Source organism: Paenarthrobacter sp. NyZ202, assembly GCF_049860755.1.
GTDB lineage: Bacteria > Actinomycetota > Actinomycetes > Actinomycetales > Micrococcaceae > Arthrobacter.
On the sequence record NZ_CP187556.1, the window covers coordinates 85,324 to 104,526 of the forward strand.

20 protein-coding genes are annotated in these 19,203 nt (G+C 63.9%); 10 read left to right on the forward strand and 10 right to left on the reverse strand.

The genetic code is table 11. The features are described 5' to 3' along the window. Positions 1-4: 4 nt before the first annotated feature. Both ACPFL9_RS00425 and ACPFL9_RS00430 read right to left on the reverse strand, forming a co-directional pair. Positions 5-316, reverse strand: a complete 312-nt coding sequence (locus ACPFL9_RS00425) for a hypothetical protein (protein WP_426005104.1) — start codon at positions 314-316, stop codon at positions 5-7. 211 nt (positions 317-527) lie between these two features. Next, on the reverse strand, positions 528-1,094 hold the full coding sequence (locus ACPFL9_RS00430; protein ID WP_426005105.1) for a type 1 glutamine amidotransferase domain-containing protein: 567 nt from the start codon (positions 1,092-1,094) through the stop codon (positions 528-530). Between the two features lie 240 nt (positions 1,095-1,334). On the opposite strand from ACPFL9_RS00430, the gene ACPFL9_RS00435 reads away from it, so the two are divergent. Continuing rightward, positions 1,335-2,018, forward strand: coding sequence for a hypothetical protein (locus ACPFL9_RS00435; RefSeq protein WP_426005106.1), 684 nt, complete (start codon positions 1,335-1,337; stop codon positions 2,016-2,018). 2 nt (positions 2,019-2,020) lie between these two features. Here ACPFL9_RS00435 and ACPFL9_RS00440 read toward each other — a convergent pair whose 3' ends face one another. After that, the gene (locus ACPFL9_RS00440; RefSeq protein ID WP_426005108.1) at positions 2,021-3,373 is read right to left on the reverse strand and encodes a uracil-xanthine permease family protein; all 1,353 of its coding nucleotides are present in this window, start codon (positions 3,371-3,373) and stop codon (positions 2,021-2,023) included. A 247-nt stretch (positions 3,374-3,620) separates the two neighbouring features. Here ACPFL9_RS00440 and ACPFL9_RS00445 point away from each other — a divergent pair, with 247 nt between their 5' ends. Continuing rightward, a complete protein-coding gene (locus ACPFL9_RS00445) occupies positions 3,621-4,226 on the forward strand; it encodes a malonic semialdehyde reductase (protein WP_426005110.1) in 606 nt (201 codons plus the stop codon). A gap of 186 nt (positions 4,227-4,412) precedes the next feature. After that, a complete protein-coding gene (locus tag ACPFL9_RS00450; protein WP_426005112.1) occupies positions 4,413-4,949 on the forward strand; it encodes a 2'-5' RNA ligase family protein in 537 nt (178 codons plus the stop codon). Here ACPFL9_RS00450 and pgm read toward each other — a convergent pair. Next, positions 4,939-6,600 carry a phosphoglucomutase (alpha-D-glucose-1,6-bisphosphate-dependent) gene (pgm, locus tag ACPFL9_RS00455; RefSeq protein ID WP_426005114.1) on the reverse strand — a complete coding sequence of 554 codons (1,662 nt, stop codon included), beginning with the start codon at positions 6,598-6,600 and terminating at the stop codon, positions 4,939-4,941. The genes ACPFL9_RS00450 and pgm overlap by 11 nt on opposite strands. A 221-nt stretch (positions 6,601-6,821) precedes the next feature. Between pgm and ACPFL9_RS00460 the strand changes: the two genes are divergently transcribed. Further along, positions 6,822-7,478, forward strand: coding sequence for a DUF4190 domain-containing protein (locus ACPFL9_RS00460; RefSeq protein ID WP_426005116.1), 657 nt, complete (start codon positions 6,822-6,824; stop codon positions 7,476-7,478). Positions 7,479-7,659: 181 nt separating this feature from the next. Here ACPFL9_RS00460 and ACPFL9_RS00465 read toward each other — a convergent pair whose 3' ends face one another. The 5 genes from ACPFL9_RS00465 to ACPFL9_RS00485 form a co-directional block, all read right to left on the reverse strand. Beyond that, on the reverse strand, positions 7,660-8,187 hold the full coding sequence (locus ACPFL9_RS00465; protein ID WP_426005117.1) for a hypothetical protein: 528 nt from the start codon (positions 8,185-8,187) through the stop codon (positions 7,660-7,662). 87 nt (positions 8,188-8,274) lie between these two features. After that, on the reverse strand, positions 8,275-9,183 hold the full coding sequence (locus ACPFL9_RS00470; RefSeq protein WP_426005119.1) for a hypothetical protein: 909 nt from the start codon (positions 9,181-9,183) through the stop codon (positions 8,275-8,277). 257 nt (positions 9,184-9,440) lie between these two features. Continuing rightward, positions 9,441-10,940, reverse strand: a complete 1,500-nt coding sequence (locus ACPFL9_RS00475; protein ID WP_426005120.1) for a peptide MFS transporter — start codon at positions 10,938-10,940, stop codon at positions 9,441-9,443. 54 nt (positions 10,941-10,994) lie between these two features. Continuing rightward, positions 10,995-12,407 carry an amidase gene (locus tag ACPFL9_RS00480; protein ID WP_426005121.1) on the reverse strand — a complete coding sequence of 471 codons (1,413 nt, stop codon included), beginning with the start codon at positions 12,405-12,407 and terminating at the stop codon, positions 10,995-10,997. Next, positions 12,400-13,143 (reverse strand): Type 1 glutamine amidotransferase-like domain-containing protein, encoded by a 744-nt coding sequence (locus ACPFL9_RS00485; RefSeq protein WP_426005122.1) that lies wholly within the window; start codon positions 13,141-13,143, stop codon positions 12,400-12,402. The genes ACPFL9_RS00480 and ACPFL9_RS00485 overlap by 8 nt, the downstream gene beginning before the upstream one ends. A 140-nt stretch (positions 13,144-13,283) precedes the next feature. Between ACPFL9_RS00485 and ACPFL9_RS00490 the strand changes: the two genes are divergently transcribed. From ACPFL9_RS00490 to ACPFL9_RS00500, 3 genes are all read left to right on the forward strand, one after another. After that, the gene (locus ACPFL9_RS00490; RefSeq protein ID WP_426005123.1) at positions 13,284-13,610 is read left to right on the forward strand and encodes a rhodanese-like domain-containing protein; all 327 of its coding nucleotides are present in this window, start codon (positions 13,284-13,286) and stop codon (positions 13,608-13,610) included. Between the two features lie 26 nt (positions 13,611-13,636). Continuing rightward, positions 13,637-14,569 carry a prephenate dehydratase gene (pheA, locus tag ACPFL9_RS00495; RefSeq protein WP_426005124.1) on the forward strand — a complete coding sequence of 311 codons (933 nt, stop codon included), beginning with the start codon at positions 13,637-13,639 and terminating at the stop codon, positions 14,567-14,569. A 108-nt stretch (positions 14,570-14,677) separates the two neighbouring features. Continuing rightward, entirely contained in the window at positions 14,678-14,908 is a 231-nt protein-coding gene (locus ACPFL9_RS00500; RefSeq protein ID WP_426005125.1) for a hypothetical protein, read from the forward strand. Here the strand turns inward: ACPFL9_RS00500 and ACPFL9_RS00505 are convergent. After that, positions 14,905-15,966: a diacylglycerol kinase family protein gene (locus ACPFL9_RS00505; protein WP_426005127.1), complete on the reverse strand. Its 1,062-nt coding sequence runs from the start codon at positions 15,964-15,966 to the stop codon at positions 14,905-14,907. The two genes, ACPFL9_RS00500 and ACPFL9_RS00505, sit on opposite strands and share 4 nt — an antisense overlap. Before the next feature lie 55 nt (positions 15,967-16,021). Here ACPFL9_RS00505 and serS point away from each other — a divergent pair, with 55 nt between their 5' ends. The 3 genes from serS to ACPFL9_RS00520 all read left to right on the forward strand — a co-directional run bounded on the left by serS (position 16,022) and on the right by ACPFL9_RS00520 (position 19,152). Continuing rightward, positions 16,022-17,308 (forward strand): serine--tRNA ligase, encoded by a 1,287-nt coding sequence (gene serS, locus ACPFL9_RS00510; protein WP_426005129.1) that lies wholly within the window; start codon positions 16,022-16,024, stop codon positions 17,306-17,308. 137 nt (positions 17,309-17,445) lie between these two features. Next, a complete protein-coding gene (locus tag ACPFL9_RS00515; RefSeq protein WP_426005130.1) occupies positions 17,446-18,291 on the forward strand; it encodes an HAD family hydrolase in 846 nt (281 codons plus the stop codon). 18 nt (positions 18,292-18,309) lie between these two features. Further along, complete coding sequence (locus ACPFL9_RS00520) at positions 18,310-19,152, forward strand: DUF6597 domain-containing transcriptional factor (RefSeq protein ID WP_426005132.1); 843 nt, start codon at positions 18,310-18,312, stop codon at positions 19,150-19,152. Positions 19,153-19,203: the final 51 nt, after the last annotated feature.

Genomic DNA, 19,203 nt, shown 5'->3' on the forward strand with positions numbered 1-19,203 from the left:
GGCCCTAGGCGGCTGCCGTCGCCAGGCGCGCTGCCCGCGTCGGCAATGCAGTGACATTGGCGGCCTCAGCCGCAAGGCGGACGGGCACTTCGTAAAGCTCCGAGTAAATCTGCAGCTCGTCCATGGCGTCGGCGTCCACTGTGGCCTCTGAAAGGTCCATCTCCACGTCGAGTCCGCTGCCGAGGCTTTTGGTGCGCTGGACTACGGGGTAGAGCCCCTGAAGGCTCGAGGTTGTGACACGACCGGTTGCTGCAATCTGGATCTGTTCGCCGTCAACGTCGACGCGAACCACTACGGAGAGCTTGTCGCTGGTCAATTTGTTGCCTTTCATCGGTGTGCTGCCACGCTGCAGCCTCCCCAGCGTAAGCATCGAATGTGATCTGCGCAACATTACGACGAGGTGCTGGTGTTGTCTTTTGCTGTGGGTGCGGGTGGTTCGGTGCGTGAGGGAGGCGAGTGCCGCCGTCGTACTTCTTGTGAAAGTACGACGGCGGCACCCGCCTTTTAGTGCTGGCTCGCGGCGGCCGCTAGGCGGTCTGGCCTGCGTGCTGCCCTTCGGCGATTTCCTCGACGACCTTGCTGTTGAAGGCCGGGAGGTCGTCCGGGTTGCGGCTGGTGACCAGACCCTGGTCAACAACGACTTCCTGGTCGCTCCAGTTGGCTCCGGCGTTCCGGAGGTCCGTTTGGAGGGTGTGGTAGGAAGTGACGTTGCGGCCCTTGATGACGCCGGCCTCGATCAGGATCCATGGTCCGTGGCAAATTGAGGCTACGGGCTTGTGCTGCTCGAAGAAAGCGCGGGTGAAGTCCTGGGCGTCCTTGTCGACGCGGAGGTGGTCTGCGTTCACCACACCGCCCGGGAGTACCAGTGCGTCGAAGTCCGAGGCGTTCGCGTCGGCTACTGCGAGGTCGACGTCGAAGGTGTCACCCTTGTCCACGCCGTTGAAGCCCTGGAGCTTGCCTTTTTCGGGAGCGATGAGGGTGGGTTCGCCGCCCGCATCCTTGACGGCCTGCCATGGGCTGGTCAACTCCACCTGCTCCACGCCGTCCGTCAGCAGGAAGGCGACCTTCTTACCTGTAATGCTGTGTTCTGACATTGTTCCTCCTCCGTGGTGCGGCGTTGGCCTGTGGGCGTATTCCGCTGCTGCGAGAGTTGTTTCTTTGACCTGATCCAGCCTAGGGAAAATGGAGTTAGTAAGCAAGCTGACTATTTCTTTGTGTGAGGTCTTGGGTGGCGCGGAGTGCGGACTGCCAGCAAGCTTGCTCGACGGCGGTCCCCCGCCACCGGCGCCGCGGCGCTGTGGTGACCCGTCGCCGTCGGGCACTTAGTCTTGAGCATGGCCTCGGAAGATGTTTTGGATTCAGTGTTGAACCCGCTCGGTAGTCGAGCGACTCACGCGGACGCAGAGCTGTACCTACGTGGACTGGGTTGGGTTTCCTGCGGCGCCGGTGATTGGGCGATTGCGCTTCGTTCTCCCGACGGCAAACTTGCGGCGCGGATCAGTCCGTTCGATCCTGTGGGACCGTTTACGGTTGCGTTCTACCGCGAGGCAACGGCCACTGGGCGCGTCCCTGAGCTGCTGGCCCATCACCGCCTGGACGGCGGCGGCGACCTTCAGCTGATGGAATGGCTCAACCCAGTGACCTATGAGGAAGCGGCTGGATTCTGGCAGCAACTTCGTTCTGGCAGTAACGACTTGGCGGATCTGAGCCGTATCCTGCACGACGTCCACGAACGGGCGCAGAAGGAGCTGCCGTGGTGCGGGCCTTTGGACGACAACCCGAGCAACATCATGCGCGCCGCGTCGGGCAATTTGGTTCTAACGGACCCGTTCTACGCCGACGGTCCCAATCTCTACGCGACAGCGGCGGTCAGCCCGGAGATCGTGGCGGCGCGGATTCCGCCGGAAGAACGGCGCTTCATCACGGAGATACCCCTGGCAAGCTCGGGCCCGTGGGATCCGGTGGACCAAGAGAAGATCCGGGCGGGCCTCGCGGCTGCGGACGCGAAGAAGGCGTAGGCCTACTTCTTCTTCCCGCTCCGCTTCGCCGCAGCGTTCATCGCCGACTTCACGGCAGGCGGCAGTCCCGCCGTCTCGGTCTCAGGCTCAGCGACCGTGCCGCGCCAGCGGGCCAGGCCCTTCATGCCGTGGTAGATCACCAGTGCAGCTGCGGACCCAAGTGCGATGCCTGTGAACTTCAGGTCGCCGATGGTCCAGGTGTAGTCCGCGATGCCAATGATCAAAGCCACCGCAGCCGTGGTCAGGTTGATCGGGTTGGAGAAGTTGACCTTGTTCTGCACCCAGATCTTTACACCGAGGACGCCGATCATGCCGTAAAGCATCGTCGCGGCACCGCCAAGGACGCCGGCCGGGACGGTCGCGATCAGTTCGCCGAACTTGGGCGAGAAGCTCAACAGGATGGCGAAGACACCCGCCACCCAGTAGGCCGCCGTCGAGTAGACCTTGGTGGCGGCCATGACGCCGATATTTTCCGCGTAGGTTGTCGTCCCGGAACCGCCACCAAACCCGGCAAGTACCGTCGCGGCACCGTCGGCCATCAGCGCGCGTCCGGAGACGCCGTCGAGGTTTTGACCGGTCATTGCGGCCACCGACTTCACATGCCCCACGTTTTCAGCGACGAGCACCAGCACCACGGGAACAAACAGGCCGACCACGCCGATGTGGAACTCGGGCGTCTGGAAGGTGGGCAGGCCAACCCAGGCTGCGGCGTCCATCTTCTCGTAGGAGACCTCGCCGCGCATCATGGCAACGAGGTAACCCACCACTACGCCCACCAGGATGCTTAGGCGCCCCAGGATTCCGCGGAACAAGACGGAAACCAGGATGATCGTTACCAGCGTTACGAGTGCGGTGACGGGAGCGGCGTCGAAATTATTCTTGGCCGCAGGTGCGAGGTTAAGTCCGATCAGCGCGACAATCGCGCCGGTGACGATCGGAGGCATGAGCCGGTTGATCCATTCGGCGCCGAACTTCTGCACGACCGCGCCAATGAGCGCCAGTACGACGCCGGCAAGCACCACGCCGCCCAGGGCGCCGGCAACGCCGTGCTGCTCTTGGGACGCCATGATCGGGGCGATGAACGCGAAGCTCGAACCGAGGTAGCTGGGCACGCGGCCCTTGGTGATCACCAGGAACAGCAACGTGCCGATACCGGAGAAGAACAGCGTGGTGGCCGGGGGCATGCCCGTGATGATCGGGACGAGGAAGGTGGCGCCGAACATGGCCACGACGTGCTGCATGCCCACGCCGATGGTGAGCGGCCACGCGAGACGCTCGTCGGGGGCAACCACGTGGCCGGGGCGGATGGTCTTGCCGTTGCCGTGGAGCTTCCATTTGATGCCGAGCATGCTCATGGCGGGCCTTCCTCAGAAGAAAAGTTGGGGTTCGGTGCAACATTACCGCCGTTGTGGGGCCTGCTCTACGCGCCTCGCGTTGGATTGACACGCAAGCCGGGCCTCACACCGCCAGCTCCACAGGTCCCGTGTGCCCAACGTCACGCGCCGTCACGGGAAGACGACAGGCGAAGTTGAAGTTGCAACCATGGAAAGCAAAAGAGCCCGGCCATTCCCCTGAGGCGAGGGCACAGCGAAAGGTTTATCCATGACGATTGCCCATGAAGAAGCAGTCATTGACGCCGCAGCAGTCGACGCCATTTTTGCCGAAGCCCGTACCGCCAACAGCTTCTCCGGTGAGGTCACCGACGAGCAGGCCCGTGCGATCTACGAGCTCACCAAGTTCGGCCCCACTGCTTTCAACTCGCAGCCCCTCCGCGTGACGTACGTCCGCTCCGACGAGGCCCGCGCCAAGCTGGTAGACCACCTGTCCCGTGGCAACCAGGCCAAGACCGCCTCGGCTCCGCTGGTGGCCATCCTGTCCTACGACACCGACTGGCACGAGCAGTGGGACAAGTTCCTCCCGGCCTACGGCGCCCCCAAGGCCATGTACGACGACAACGCCGAACTCACCGCCGCTACGGGCAACAACAACGCCCACCTGCAGGCCGGCTACTTCATCCTCGCCGTCCGCTCCCTTGGTTTCGCTGCAGGCCCGATGACCGGCGCCGACTTCGCAGCCATCGACGCCGAGTTCTTCCCGAACGGCGACCAGAAGAGCTTCCTGATCGTCAACATCGGCCAGCCCGGCCCGGACGCCTGGGGCGAAGCCAAGCCGAAGTTCGCTTACGAGGACGTTGTCCGCACCGTCTGATCCACGCTTCCAACCGCCAACGCTCTTGCCCTTAGGTGCAAGAGCGTTGGTGTTTAAGGGCGCTTAGGTGAGAGAGCGTTGGGGATTTTGGGGGTTTAGGTGCAAGAGCGTTGGATCCTCTATTAGGGAAACGCCCTTTTGGGGGAACGCTCTCTCACCTTTGGGTGACGGTGGGAGACTGTCCCTATGCGGAACCTCATCTGGGTGGCGTTTACGGAGCCGGTGACAGAAGGGCTGGTTTTTCCGCGCAGCGACTGGCCGCTCCACATCACCCTATTAAGGTTCGACGTCGGCACTGACGGAAGTGCCGACGTCGTCGACGTCCTCGTGGACCTGGCAGAAGCGCCCGTCAAAGGTGCGCTGGGAACCCGGCTGCAGGTAGGCGGGGACGCTGGGTTCGGGCACATGGGGTCGATCCCGGTAAGCCTGATCAAACACAATCCACTGCTGCAGGGGCTCCACGAGGAGATCGTGGAAGGTGTCGACAGCGTGGGAGGGCGCATCGCCACTCCCAAATACATCCTGGACCGTTATCGGCCGCACATCTCGCACCACAACGGCAAGCGCCCCAAGTCCGGAGACGTCGTCGTGCTTGACCAGATAGCGCTGGTGGACATGGCCCCCGAAGGAAACCACACCATCCGCCGCATCCTTAAGCTGTGGAGCCAGGACGCGACGGACGGTGATGACCCGGAGAAGATGACCCCGGAGGCTAGGCGATGACGCCGTCCACCAGGGCCTTGGCCTCTTCCTGGACCTGCTTGAGGTGGTCGGCGCCCTTGAAGGACTCGGCGTAAATCTTGTAGACGTCCTCGGTACCGGAAGGCCGTGCAGCGAACCAGGCGTTCTCGGTAACCACCTTCAGGCCGCCGATGGACGCACCGTTGCCGGGAGCTTCGGTGAGCTTGGCGGTGATCTCCTCGCCGGCCAGGGTGGTGGCGGTGACGTCGGAAGCGGAGAGCTTGCCCAGCTTTGCCTTCTGCTCACGCGAGGCGGCGGCGTCGATGCGGGCGTACACGGGGGCGCCGAACTGGTCGGTGAGTCCCTTGTAGAGCTGGGAGGGCGAAGACCCTGTGACGGCGGTGATTTCCGAGGCCAGTAGAGCCAGCAGGATGCCATCCTTGTCCGTGGTCCACACGCTGCCGTCGCGCTTGTTGAAGGAAGCACCGGCCGATTCCTCGCCGCCGAACGCACCTTCGCCGGACAGCAGGCCGGGAACGAACCATTTGAAGCCCACGGGAACCTCAACCAGCTTGCGGCCCAGTCCACCGGCAACCCGGTCGATGATCGAGGAGGAAACCAGGGTCTTGCCCACCACGGACTCCGGGTTCCAGCCGCTGCGGTTGCGGTACAGGTAGTCGATGGCCACGGCGAGGTAATGGTTGGGGTTCATCAGCCCACCATCGGGGGTTACGATGCCGTGGCGGTCAGCGTCGGCGTCATTTCCGGTAGCGACATCGTAGGCAGCCCTGCCGTCCGCGCCGACGGACATCCGTTGGATCAGGGAAGCCATGGCCGACGGCGAGGAGCAGTCCATGCGGATCTTCTCATCCCAGTCGAGGGTCATGAACGCCCACTGCGGGTCCACCGTGGGATTCACCACGGTGAGGTTGAGTTGGTGGCGCTCGCCGATCTCGCCCCAATAGTCCACGGAGGCACCGCCCATGGGATCGGCGCCGATCCGCACACCAGCGTTGCGGATGGCGTCGAGGTCCAGGACGGAGGGGAGGTCATCGACGTAGCTGCTGAGGAAGTCGAACTTTCCGGTGGTGTCAGCGTTGAGGGCATCATTCAACGGGATGCGCTTCACGCCGCGGAGGTCGTTCTCAAGGAGTTGGTTGGCACGGTTGGCAATCCACCCGGTGGCATCGGTGTCGGCAGGGCCGCCGTGCGGAGGGTTGTACTTGAAACCGCCGTCCGCGGGCGGATTGTGGCTGGGGGTGACCACGATTCCATCGGCCTGGGGAGAACCCGGTGCGGCTTCCCGGTTGTATTTAAGGATCGCGTGGCTCAGGGCGGGCGTGGGGGTGTAGCCGTGGCGGGCGTCCACCAGGACGGTGACGCCGTTGGCGGCCAGAACCTCCAGGGCGGAGTTCTGCGCCGGCTCGCTCAGGGCGTGGGTGTCACGGCCGATGAACAACGGCCCGGTGATGCCCTGCCGTCCGCGGTATTCGACGATCGCCTGGGTGATGGCAAGAATGTGCGCCTCGTTGAAGGACGCTTTCAAGCTCGATCCGCGGTGTCCGGACGTTCCAAACGCCACACGCTGTGCGGGATCACCCAAGTCCGGAGCTACGTCGAAATACGCGTCCAGCAGGGCTGTGATGTCAACAAGGTCCTGGGGAAGGGCAACTGTGCCCGCTCGGCTAGCCATGTCGTCCAGCATGCCAGACCGTCACGCCCGCTGACAGGAAATGACCCGGATAAGACACCTGTGACGCTGAATGGCGCCCGTCGCAGGCCCGAATCGGGTTCCTGGCCGTGCAAAGTTCATCCGCCCTTAAGGTAGGCGGACACCACAAGGCGCCATGTCTTATGCGGCGCACCCCGCAGTTGTAGGGTGGGAATCAAAGACCGATTCCAGGGGGATATCTCATGTCAGACCAGCCATCCAAGGGCAACGAGGACAAGCCCGCGGGCTACGAGCCGCCGCAATACGTCCCGCCGGCAGAATTCAGTGCGCCCGGCCAGAGCGGCGCTGTACCGCCACCGCCGTCGTACGGTTCTTCGCAGCAGTCCGACCAGGGCGCCGGAGCCACCCAGCCACTGCCGCCGTACGACCAAGGCGCGTACACCCAGAACGCCCAGGGCCAGGACGATTTCTATTCGCCGTCGACGTCGTCGTCTGCTTCCAGTTCCTACACGCCGGGCGACTACAGCCAGCCCAGCCAGCCGAACCCCTACGGCCAGCCGCCCAGCCCGTACCAGCAGCAGGCCTTCGGGCAGTCAAGCCCCTACGGCCAGTCGAACCCGTACGGCCAGCCCGCCTACTATGCCATGCCCAACCAACCCAAGGGCCTGAGCATTGCCAGCATGTGCTGCGGTATTGCGATCTTCGTGGGCTTCGGGTTCTTCATCCTCCCGCAGATCGCCGCCGTGATCCTCGGCCACCTCGCCCTGAAGCGCGAACCCGCTGGCAAGGGCATGGCGATCGCGGGTTTGGTGATGGGTTACATCGGCGTGGCGCTCACGGTGGTGTTCATCGCCGTCATGGTCGCCGCGATCGGCGCCTCCAGCAGCTACAACTACTGATCAACAACGTACGACGGCGGCCGCGGCCTCAGGTGGGAACCTCACCGGAGCCGCGGCCGCAGTCGTGCCTGGCGGCGAACCATTCCGGCCCTTTCGCCCTTATCGCGCCTCAGATCCAGGTAAGTCCTGAGGGCTTGCTCGTTGCCGTCGGTGCTGGAGGGGTTGTGGGTGTTCATGAAGATTAGAAATTCCCTCCGGGGTACACACCTTCCGGCAACGTGAAACATGGCGAACCGGAATCAATCCAAATCTCATTGGCCTTGATGCCTTCACCAACCAGGTAATTCTCACCGGGCGGGGGTGAATCGATTTGGACAAGATACTTCTCGTCAACATCCTTATCGATGGACACCTTGAGTCCATTCGCACGGTAGTGGGCCTCGATGTTTTTCACGATCGGCTCGGCAGGGGTGCCCTCGCTAATCGTGATGGTCGTGAAGCCATGCCAATTGTGCTGGGTCTTGTTGCAGGACAGCAGCACGCCCTTCGTCTTCTGATCGATCGAGACAACCAGGTCTTTGGGGATCAGTGCTGCGATCTCCAGTTCCGTTGCTTGGGCTTGAACTTTGGCTTCCTGCCACGTGAGTTTGGCTTCCACCGGTTCCGCCAATGTTTTGGCCGCAGTGGGGACACTCGACTCTGTTGGACTCGCGGTGGGTGTCCCGGCGCAACCGGCAAGGCCGGTCGAAGCGACCAGCACCAACGCCAATGCACTGCTCCGAGCCCTCAACGAGCCACGATCCCAGGCATGTCCTGGAGGGCTTGCTCGTTGCCGTCACTGCTGGAGGGCTTGTCGTCATCCATGAGGATTAGAAATCCCCTCCCGGGTAAGTTCCCTCGGGTAATGCAAAACAAGCAGATCCTGATGCGATACGAATAACACCCGATTCAGCCTCTCTGATGAGATACATTTCTGCACTTGTAGGGTCCCCGTGGACAGGTAGTTCAGCAGCGCCGCACCCGATAACGAGGCCGGCACCGTGGCAAGTACAAGGGCTCCGTTCGAGACCGCCAGCTGCCCCACGTGCCCACTCCCACCCGCTGCCCGGAATGTCGAAGCGATGGCGGAGAGCCGGTCTGCGTCCTGCCGATTGTCTTCCAGGAACCGCCGCAGCCCGCTGACTACAGCGTTCAGGTCCGTGTGCGCCCAGGAACACTCCAACTCGAACTCCCACACGGCCGCACTGACCTGGTCGGCGGCACAGCGGGCAGTGTCGTCCTGGGTTTTGAAGATGGATACTGCGAAGTCCAAGGCATCCGGCTCAGCTGAACTCGCCCCGGCAGTGCTTCCGCTCACCCAGGCACGCAAACCCTGACGTGCAGTTTCGACGCTCACCACAGGACGGTCAGTCTCCTCCACGGACGGGCGGAGCCCCACGTCAACGGCAATGCCGCTGCCGGCGCCGGCCCAACCGGAGGCTAGAGCCCACGCAGTCACCTCATCAAGGCGACGCTGCTCAGACTCGGCAGCGCTCTTTGCTCCCTGAACCTGACGGGCAACGTCCTCCAGCATATGAATCAGTTCCAACCGGGCCGCCCGTTCAGCAGCCATGTTGTCCTGGAAGCAGTCGGCGAACACGCCCCGGAACTCCCCGAGGGCACCGTTCGAGGCCGTATCCCGGCTACTGCGTTGCTCCGACAACACCCACACCGCATCACGACAAGCACCGATAAGACGGTCGGAAACGTCCCCATCGAAGTTCACAAAGCCCCCCAAACTGTTAAACATCCACTCGGTCAAACAGGACCCTTCCGAGTGCACCCGGAAGGGTCCTGTTTCGTCGACGATCACAGCCGGGGCAAGGCTGTGGCGCCAGGAATCTCAATCGATCGGCGGGGGCCAAGAAAAGTGCCCCTGCGGATCCCTGGGGAATGTTCATGCCGTCACCAGGGCGGCATGCCTAAGAGTATAGGGGAAGCGTAGTTGTTTGGATTTCGATGGCCGACCGGCGTGGGGCTGCCTTACCGCACGCCTGCCATCAGCTTCTTAATGGCGGGCGACGCGACGGCCAGGGCAATGGCCAGGACGACCGCCACACCACCGATGCCCAGGAAGTACGGCAACTCGTCGTCAGGGTTGTAGAGTCCGGCGAGGATGCCCGCCAGGGTGGTGCCCAGCGAAACCGACAGGAAAAACAACGCCACCATCTGCGTATGGAAGGCCTTGGGTGCAAGCTTGGTGCTCACGGACAGGCCGATGGGGGAGAGACACAGTTCCGCCAAGGTGAAGAGCAACAGGATGCCCACCAGCGCCAACAACGGGGTCTTGCCGTCGCCGGCCAGCGGAATGAAGGCAAGGAAGGCCAGGCCCATGATGAACAGGCCCATGGAGAACTTGAACGGCGAGCTGGGCTGCCGGGATCCCAGCTTGGTCCACAGCGCAGCCATGACGCCGGCAAAGATGATGATGAACACCGGGTTGATGGACTGCACCCAGGCAGCCGGCATCTCCCAGCCGAAGAGGTTGCGGTCCAGCTTCTCCTCCGAGTACACGGCGATGAATGTGAACTGCTGCTGGAACAGCGCCCAGAATGCAGCCGAAGCCACGTACAGCGGAATGAAGGCGACCACGCGCTTGCGTTCCAGGGCGGAGACCAGCGGGCTCCGGAAGATCAGGAAAAGGTAGATCACCGAGGCGCCGATCGCGGCGTAGGCCATGCTGCGGGCGAGGTTGTCCGCGTTGACGATGCCCGTCCCGAGCAGCACGCCGATCACCGCGAGGATGCCCAGGAAAATCAGCCCGTACCTGGTCCGTTCTGCAGCCGGAAGCGGGTTGGGGACGCGGTGTGCTTCTTCCGGGAGCTTCTTGCGCCCGAATGCGTAGATGGCCAGGCCGATCGCCATACCCACGGCTGCGGCTCCGAAGCCCCAGTGGAAACCGCGGCTTTCCTGCAGCCAGCCGGTGACCAGCGGGCCGATCAGGCCACCGATGTTGATGCCCATGTAGAAGATGGAGAACCCGGCGTCCCGGCGTTCGTCCTTCTCCCCGTAAAGGGTTCCCACCAGTGCCGTAGCGTTCGCCTTAAGCCCGCCGGAGCCGATCCCCACCAACACCAGGCCGGCGATCAGGCCGGGAATCCCGGGCAGGAGGGCCAGCGCGATGTGGCCGGCCATGATCATGATGGCCGAGCCAAAGAGGACCTTCTCGGAACCGAAGACCCGGTCGGCAAGCCAGGCACCAAGGATCGTGGACAGGTAGACACCGCCACCGTAGGCGCCCACCAGGCCTGCGGCGAGGCCTTTGTCGATGGAAAGGCCGCCCTGGTCGGCCGTGAAGTACATGTAGTACAGCAGGATTCCCTGCATGCCGTAGAAGGAGAATCGCTCCCACATTTCCACGGAGAAGAGGCTGGCCAACATCTTTGGGTGGCCGAAGAATGACGTATCGCCCGGGGTTTTGGCGGGCGTAGCCGTGGTTTGAGGTGTGCTCATTTCCTCAATGCTGGCACTGACTGCGGGCATTGTCACATCGATGAATGCCCGTGGCAACCAGCTTCCATATGCTAGACGCGTACTTCAGAGGGCTTCAAGTGAGGCAGCGACCTGGAGAAGCTGCAGTTCAGATCCCGTTCGCCCGATCAGCTGGATGCCCATGGGCAGTCCGGTCTCCGTGGTGTGCACCGGGATGCTGATGGCTGGCAGTCCGCACACGTTCACCATGGAGCTCCACGGTGCGTACTCGCACTGCCGCTTGTAGTCCTCATCCGCGTCTCCGGCCCACTCGCCCGGCCACTGCTCCGTGCTGTGCCCGCCGCCGGTGAACCAGCCGATGGGCCGCGGCGTCTGCGCCAGGGACGGCATCAGGATCATGTCCCAGCGGGCGTATTGAGCCACGGTGTCATGCTCGAATTGCCGCAGGAACTTCAGGGCCTCGTTGACCTTGGCGGCACTGCGCTGTTGTGCACGACGCCGGAACGTCCGGGTGAGCGGGGTCAGCAGCGCTTCCCGCTGGGGTGCTATCCGGGCACCCCCGACGCCGGCAGTCCACGCCGCAGTGAACGCCTGGGGATAGCGGTTGTCGTAGCGGATCTCCGCCTCGGACACACTATGGCCGGCGCCTTCCAAAAGCTTGATGCCGACGGCCAGGGCGTCGTGGGCTTCCTGCCCGATCCTGAACGGATACACGCCTGCCCACGGGCTGTCCAGGCTCACGCCCACGCGCAGGCCCGAGGGCGTGCGGCCGACGTTGGCGAGGTAGCCGCCGTCGGGCTTGTCCTGCGGCGGGACCAGCGCATCCATCAGCAGCGCGGCATCCGCTGCGGTCTTTGCCAGCGGTCCGGCGACCACCAGCCGTGCAGCATCTCCCGCGCCGGCTCCGGACGGGACCACGCCCCGACCGGGCTTCAGCCCCACCAGTCCGCAGGCCCCGGCCGGGATGCGGATGGAGCCGCCACCGTCCGTCCCCGGCGCGAACGGGACCATCCCCGCGGCCACCGCGGCAGCACTCCCGCCGGATGAGCCGCCGGAGCTTCGGCCCGGGGAATACGGATTGCGCGACGGCGGTGCGATGCGGTTTTCGCTGTACGCGGTGAGCCCGAACTCCGGCACCTGGGTCTTGCCCAGCGGGATGGTGCCCTGCCCCTTCAACGTGGCGGCCAAGGCACCATCTTCCGGCGCAGGCTTGTGCTCCAGGGCGGCGCTGCCGTGGGTCGTGGGCACGCCCGCCACGTCCGTAAGGTCCTTGAAGGCCACTGGCATGGCGTGAAGCAGGGGGAGTGGTCCGCCGCCTGCGTGGAGTTGGTCCGCTGCAGTTGCGTCCGTCAGCGCCTGCTCCGCTGTCACCGTGATGAAGGCACCCAGGTGCCTGTTCCGCTGCTCAATTACCGAGAGGAAGTGTTCAGTGGTCTCCCGCGCCGACAGCTCGCCCTTGGCCAGGGCATCCCGGAGGCGAACCGCGCTGAGCCCGGCGATTCCGGACGTATCAGCCAAGGAAGCGGGGCTCCAGCCGTTCCTCCACGGCGATTGCATCCACGCTCTCGCCTGCTCCTGCCGTGACGCGGTACGCGGCCTTGTCCTTCGCCTCGGACACCACCTCCGCGAGGTCGGTGCCCCGGTAAACCAGGCCCACGCCGTCGTCCGTGCAGTGGGCCTCGCCCAGCGTTCCGTTGGCCACCAGTTTGTGGACGGTGGGCCGGCGGCGGAGTTCCGAGTCGTAGTGGACGCCGTTGGCGTAAGGCAGGAAGCCCAGCGCATTCGTGACGGGCTTGAGGTCAGGACCGAACGAATCCGTGACCCCACCCTGGAACCAGCAGATGGAGCCCGCCGAGACGCCGGCCAGCACCACCCCGCTTTCCCAGACACGCTTGAGGATCGCATCCAGTCCGTGGGCGCGCCACACCGCCAAAAGGTTCACCACCGATCCGCCATTGACCCACACCACGTCCTGCTCCATGAGGTGGGCCTCGGGGTCCTCCACGTTGGGCATGGTGAAGAGGTTCAGGTGGCTGAAATCGAAGCCTGCAATCCGGGCGGCCTGGTCCATTTCCGCGGCCCACCAGCGTTGATCCCCTGACGCGGTGCCCAAGTGGGTCACCCGCGGTGACCGCCCTGTCACACCGGAGAGTTCCACGGCGTAATGCATGAGGTGGTTGAACTCGACCCTGGTGCGGTTTCCCTGCTTGTACCCGCCCGATGTTGCCAGAATGGTGGGCTGTCCAGCCGCCATGGTCCTACTCCTCAAGTGCCGGTTTGGGGAAGAGCTACGCGTCCCAGTCTTAGTGCCACGACGGCGCCACGCAAGCGACGCTGCCGCCGCATGTCCGGGGGACTAGGCTTGATGGTGACTTAAATCGAAGGAAGGACACCATGAGCGACTTCGAAACAGTGCCGGTGGGAGACATCCCGGACAACGCCAGCATCCTGGACGTGCGCGAAGACTACGAATGGGTTGCCGGGCATGCCGAAGGCGCCGTGCACATTCCCATGGACCAGCTTCCCGCGCGCTTGGAAGAACTGGATCCGGACGACGACCTGTTCGTCATCTGCCGCACCGGGGGACGCTCCTTCCGCGTGGTGCAGTGGCTCGTGGGACAGGGATACTCCGCCGTCAACGTGGCCGGGGGCATGGACATGTGGCTAGAGTCCGGGCGTCCCATGGTCTCGGACAACGGGCTCAAACCGGTCGTCCTTTAGGCGTTTATAACCAGCAAGGAATATTCATGCCGTTGCCCCATACCTATACATTCCTGGGCCCGGAAGGGACGTTCACCGAGGCTGCCCTTATGCAGGTGCCCGGAGCAGCCGAGGCTTTGCGCGTGCCCTGCACCAACGTGAACACCGCCCTGGACAAGGTGCGGTCCGGCGAGGCCGACGCGGCGATGGTGCCCATCGAAAATTCCGTCGAAGGCGGTGTCACCGCAACGCTGGACGCCATTGCTTCAGGCCCGGAGCTCCGGATCATCCGGGAGGCGCTGGTACCCATCACGTTCGTCCTCGTGGCGAGGCCCGACGTCGAAATTTCCCACATCAAGCGGATCTCCACGCACGGCCACGCCTGGGCGCAATGCCGCTTGTGGGTCGACGGGCATCTTCCGCAAGCCGACTACGTCCCCGGATCCTCGACCGCGGCTGCAGCCATGGGCCTGTTGGAGGACGGAGCCCCTTACGACGCCGCAATCTGCGCCCCCCTGGTGGCAGCATCGCAGCCGGGGCTGAGGGTGCTGGCAGAAAACATCGGCGACAACCCGGATGCGGTCACGCGGTTCATCCTGGTCAGCAAACCCGGCACGTTGCCCGAGCGAACCGGTGCCGACAAAACCACCGTGGTGGTACCCCTGCCCGAAGACCACCCGGGTGCCCTCATGGAGATCCTGGACCAGTTCGCCTCTCGCGGAGTCAACCTGAGCCGGATCGAATCCCGCCCCACCGGCCAGTACCTGGGGCACTACTTCTTCAGCATCGACGCGGACGGGCATGCCGCGGATTCCCGCGTCGCGGACGCGCTGGCGGGCCTCCACAGAATCAGCCCGGGCACGCGTTTCCTGGGCTCTTACGCCCGGGCTGACCAGCAGGCGGCGGTCGTGGCGCCGCACACGTCCGATGCCTCGTTTGCTGCCGCGCATGCCTGGGTGGAGTCGATTCTCAAGGGCTGAAACTGCCGTATTTCCTTGACGCTTCAACCCCTTTCGCGAGCCTCCAAGTGTGCGTATGCTTGCTTGATCCACAAACGATGGATGAATGCCCAAACGAAGGGAGCGGTCATGACAGCACATCGCGATGACCAAGACGGCCAGGGCATGATTGTGAATCCCAAGCCCTCCGGTGACAACAAGGACGACTGGGACGGTGACGAAGCCGACCGCGCGGATCGGCTCCGTTTTGAAGAAGAACAAGCCATGATCCGCGAACAGGCAGAGGCCCGCGCCGCCGCGAAAGCAGCAACCGAAGCTGCCGAAGAGACCGCAGCGCAGCCGGACAAGGGCGCCGTCTAGGCGGTTTCGGCCTTGGGGACGCGAACCAACAATGAACCCGGCCGCACCTGGACGGTGACCTTGGTCGCCTCACCCGAGGGATCGCCGTCGAGCTGTGTGGCCATGGGTTCCTGGCTGCGGATGGTGACCTTCCCGGAACGGTAGAAGTTCATGACCGGCAGGTTCACATTGTGCTTGAACAGGACCTTGGCGTACATGGCAAGCCAGCCCAACGCGCTGCGTGGACTCATGACCACGATATCCAGCATGCCGTCGTCCAGCATCGCTTCCGGAATGAAGTCGATGCCGCCCGGGATCAGGCCGCAGTTGGCGAACAGGACGCTGCGGATCTTCCGGGTCTGTTCGGGTTCGTCGTCCATGGTGATGGTCACCCGCTTGCGGCGGCCCGGCAGGTGGCGGACGCCTGCCTCGGTATAGGCGAGCCATCCCACGGTTTTCTTCAGGTCTTCCTTGGTGTCGCCCACAACTTCCGCGTCCAGGCCCATGCCGGCGATCACCAGGAAGGTGTGCTCGGAGGATTCGCCCGTGATGCTGTTGTCCAAGGCCATGGTGGCGGTGTCGATGTACCGTTGATGCCCGAACAAGGCGATCTGGATACAGTCGGCGACATCGTTGACGTCCAGCTCGACATTCCGGGCCAGCAGGTTGCCGGTGCCCAGCGGCACCAGGCCCATCGCGACTCCCGTATTCGCCAGCGACTCAGCCACCACGCGTACTGTGCCGTCGCCACCGCACGCAAGAACGACGTCGGCCCCGTACTCCATGGCCTCCCGTGACTGACCGTAGCCGGGGTCGTCGACCGTGGTTTCGAAGAACCTGGGCGGGTCCCAGCCGGCGAGCTCGCAGGCGTCGATAATGCCTTGCCGGGCTTCTTCGGCGTTGTTCTTGATGGGATTGAGGATCACGGCGACCTTCTGGTAGCCGGGATCCGGTTTGTGGGTGTCCTCCCGCACCGCGCTCCTGATGTGCCGGGCCCTCAACCGGCGCACACCCCACCAACTGGAGACGGCAAAGACCACGCCCCCAGCGAGAATCACGTACAGGATCCAGTCGCTCATGGTGATCCAACACTATCGTCCTGGGAGGGCACGTCCGATTCGATACTCTTGTGTGGTGATCGACGTAAAAGACCTCAGCGAAAACCCGGACAAGTTCCGTGCCAGCCAGCGCGCCCGTGGCGCCGACGAGTCCGTTGTGGACGCGATCATCTCCGCTGACTCCGACCGCCGTGCGGCCCTGATCCGCTACGAGACCCTGCGGGCGGAGCAGAACGCCTTCGGCAAGAAGGTTGCCCAGGCCAAGGGCGAGGAGAAGCAGGCCCTGCTGGCCGAGGTCAAGGAACTGGCCAACTCGGTGAAGGCTGCCTCGGCTGAGGCGGACGCGGCGCAGGCCAAGCAGGAGGAACTGCTCCGCATCATCCCCAACCTGGTGGTGGACGGCGTGCCCGAGGGCGGCGAGGACGACTACGTGGTGGTCAAGACCGTGGGCTCGCCGCGTGAGTTTACAGACTTTGAGCCGAAGGACCACCTGGAGATCGGCGAACTGATTGGCGCGATTGACATGGAGCGCGGCGCCAAGGTTTCCGGCGCACGCTTCTACTTCCTGCGCGGGGTTGGCGCGCGCTTGGAGATGGCGCTCCTGCAGATGGCCATGGACCAGGCCATCGAGGCGGGTTTCATCCCCATGATCACGCCCACTTTGGTGCGTCCGGAAACCATGCAGGGCACCGGCTTTGATGTAAAGCACGACGCCGAGATCTACCGTCTTGCTGAAGACGACCTTTACCTTGTGGGAACCTCGGAGGTGGCCCTCGCCGGCTACCACGCGGACGAGATCCTGGACCTCTCTGCGGGCCCCATCCGCTACGCCGGCCAGAGCTCCTGCTACCGCCGCGAGGCCGGTTCGCACGGCAAGGACACCCGCGGCATCATCCGCGTGCACCAGTTCAACAAGGTGGAGATGTTCATCTACACCACCGTTGAGGAAGCCGCCGCCGAGCACGAGCGCCTGCTGGCGTGGGAAGAGGAAATGCTGGCCAAGTGCGAGCTTCCGTACCGCGTGATCGACACCGCGGCCGGTGACCTGGGCATGTCCGCGGCCCGCAAGTTCGACTGTGAAGCTTGGGTTCCCACGCAGAATGCGTACCGCGAGCTGACCTCAACGTCCAACTGCACCACGTTCCAGGCCCGCCGCCTCAACATCCGCGAACGCGTGGTGAACGAGGAAGGCGTTGCCAAGGGAACCCGCGCCGTGGCCACCCTGAACGGCACGCTTGCCACCACCCGCTGGATCGTTGCCCTCCTGGAGCACCACCAGAACCCGGACGGTTCCGTGAATGTCCCGAAGGCGCTGCAGAAGTACCTTGGCGGTCTGGAAGTCCTTCCCGTCCTGTCCAAGTAGCTGGCAGTAGTGGTTGTTCTGAGCTCTCAGAACAACCACTGCTGCCAGTCAGTTGGGGGGAGTGTTCACCCACCGTTCAGCCGCTGCTGTGGTCCCGGTCCTAGTGCCGTGTCCGGGGTGTCTGCTCTACTTGAACCATGACTATTTTGACTGAGAATACAGTTGCTGGCATCGATGACCAGCCAAATACCAACCAAAAGCTCATGATCGCCCTGGACGTTGACGGCACACTGGTGGACCACGACGGCCACATGTCGCCGGCAGTCCGGGAAGCTGCCCAGGCTGTGGTCGCCAGTGGCCACGACGTCATGATCGCCACGGGACGTTCCCTCAACGCGACCCTCCCGATCATCGAACAGATCGGCCTGGACCGCGGGTACGCCGTGTGCTGCAACGGCGGGGTGACGCTCCGCCTGGACCCCGCGTTGGACACCGGCTACGAGATCATCCACAAGGCCACGTTCGATCCCGCTCCTGCGTTGAAGGCGCTCCGCGAACGGCTGCCCAATGCCAAGTACGCGCTGGAAGATGAAGAGGGCAACTTCCTGTCCACCGAACGCTTCCAGGACGCCAGCTTCGGCGTTGAATCCATCGGCGTGGACTTCCAGACCATGCTGGATTCCGTTGCGGTGCGCGTGGTGGTTTTCAGCAGCGAGAACACCTCCGAGGAGTTCAACGCAGCCATCCACCACATCGGCCTGTCCGGTGTCACGTATTCGGTGGGTTGGACGGCCTGGCTGGACATCGCCGCGGAGGGGGTCACCAAGGCAAGCGCACTGGAGGCCCTGCGCCTTCAGTTGGGCACGGACCCGGACAACACCGTGGCGATCGGCGACGGCCGCAATGACATCGAGATGCTTACGTGGGCCGGCCGCGGTGTGGCCATGGGACAGGCGCCGGAGGAAGTGCTCGCCGTGGCGGATGAAGTCACCGCGTCAGTGTTCGACGACGGCGCAGCCCTGGTGCTGCGCGGCCTGCTGTAAGAGCCACTCACGTCCGCCGTGCTGTATCAGGAGGCCGCGGCACCAGAGGATCTGCAGCCGTTCGCCACGCATTTTTGGTTCATCCGGGCCCAGCCCCAGGCGCGGTACGAAAAGATCCTTCCGGGCCCTTCCGCGCACCTGATCCTCAATTTGTCCGCTCCGTACCGCCTGATTACCCCTGCGGTGGACGCTGGACCTGCCACGTCCACGGCTGTAGCAGCCGGATTCTATGCCGGGCTCCAGCGCAGTTACCTGATCAGTGAGAACCCGGACCGGTTGTTCAACGTCGGCGTACGCCTGGCCCCTTTCGGCCTGCCTGCCTTTACCGGGCTTCCGCCGTCGGAGGTCCAAGGCCGCGTGGTGGATGCGGAAGACCTCTTTCCAGGGTTCACGCAGCTTCAAACCCGGCTGGAGGAAGCCTCCCCGGACCAGGCATTTTCAGCGCTCGCTGATTTCCTTCGGAGCAGGCTGAGGCGGGGGTACCGGGCCGATGCAAGGACGGTGCGGGTCACGGAAACCCTGGCCGGGCGTGACATGGAGATTGCTGCGCTTGCCCGGGATGCGGGCATCAGCTGGTCGACGCTGGAACGCATCATGGCGCGGGACTGTGGGGTGACCGCGAAGGCGTACTCCGACGTCTGCCGTTTCTACAGGTTTGTGAACCAGGCTGCCGCCCTGCCCAAAGGCGCCGCACTGGGCAGTGAACTCCTCCAGTTGGCCGATTACTATGACCAGCCACATCTGATTCGCACCTTCCGGCGGTTCAGCGGCTTCACCCCCACCGAGTACCTGCGTGTGGTGCAGGGATATGGTCCCGAATACGCCACGTTCGTACCGATGGAGAGCGTTCCGGCCGTCTGAACGGGGCATGGGGATTTTTTACAAGACGCAGCATGCCGGTGCGCCGTACTG

Excerpts from the sequence above, each read along its gene's own strand:
- ACPFL9_RS00430 (WP_426005105.1), bottom strand. The coding sequence starts at position 1,094 with ATGTCAGAACACAGCATTACAGGTAAGAAGGTCGCCTTCCTGCTGACG.
- ACPFL9_RS00435 (WP_426005106.1), top strand. The coding sequence starts at position 1,335 with ATGGCCTCGGAAGATGTTTTGGATTCAGTGTTGAACCCGCTCGGTAGT.
- ACPFL9_RS00440 (WP_426005108.1), bottom strand. The coding sequence starts at position 3,373 with ATGAGCATGCTCGGCATCAAATGGAAGCTCCACGGCAACGGCAAGACC.
- ACPFL9_RS00445 (WP_426005110.1), top strand. The coding sequence starts at position 3,621 with ATGACGATTGCCCATGAAGAAGCAGTCATTGACGCCGCAGCAGTCGAC.
- ACPFL9_RS00450 (WP_426005112.1), top strand. The coding sequence starts at position 4,413 with ATGCGGAACCTCATCTGGGTGGCGTTTACGGAGCCGGTGACAGAAGGG.
- pgm (WP_426005114.1), bottom strand. The coding sequence starts at position 6,600 with ATGGCTAGCCGAGCGGGCACAGTTGCCCTTCCCCAGGACCTTGTTGAC.
- ACPFL9_RS00460 (WP_426005116.1), top strand. The coding sequence starts at position 6,822 with ATGTCAGACCAGCCATCCAAGGGCAACGAGGACAAGCCCGCGGGCTAC.
- ACPFL9_RS00475 (WP_426005120.1), bottom strand. The coding sequence starts at position 10,940 with ATGCCCGCAGTCAGTGCCAGCATTGAGGAAATGAGCACACCTCAAACC.
- ACPFL9_RS00485 (WP_426005122.1), bottom strand. The coding sequence starts at position 13,143 with ATGGCGGCTGGACAGCCCACCATTCTGGCAACATCGGGCGGGTACAAG.
- ACPFL9_RS00490 (WP_426005123.1), top strand. The coding sequence starts at position 13,284 with ATGAGCGACTTCGAAACAGTGCCGGTGGGAGACATCCCGGACAACGCC.
- pheA (WP_426005124.1), top strand. The coding sequence starts at position 13,637 with ATGCCGTTGCCCCATACCTATACATTCCTGGGCCCGGAAGGGACGTTC.
- ACPFL9_RS00500 (WP_426005125.1), top strand. The coding sequence starts at position 14,678 with ATGACAGCACATCGCGATGACCAAGACGGCCAGGGCATGATTGTGAAT.
- ACPFL9_RS00505 (WP_426005127.1), bottom strand. The coding sequence starts at position 15,966 with ATGAGCGACTGGATCCTGTACGTGATTCTCGCTGGGGGCGTGGTCTTT.
- ACPFL9_RS00515 (WP_426005130.1), top strand. The coding sequence starts at position 17,446 with ATGACTATTTTGACTGAGAATACAGTTGCTGGCATCGATGACCAGCCA.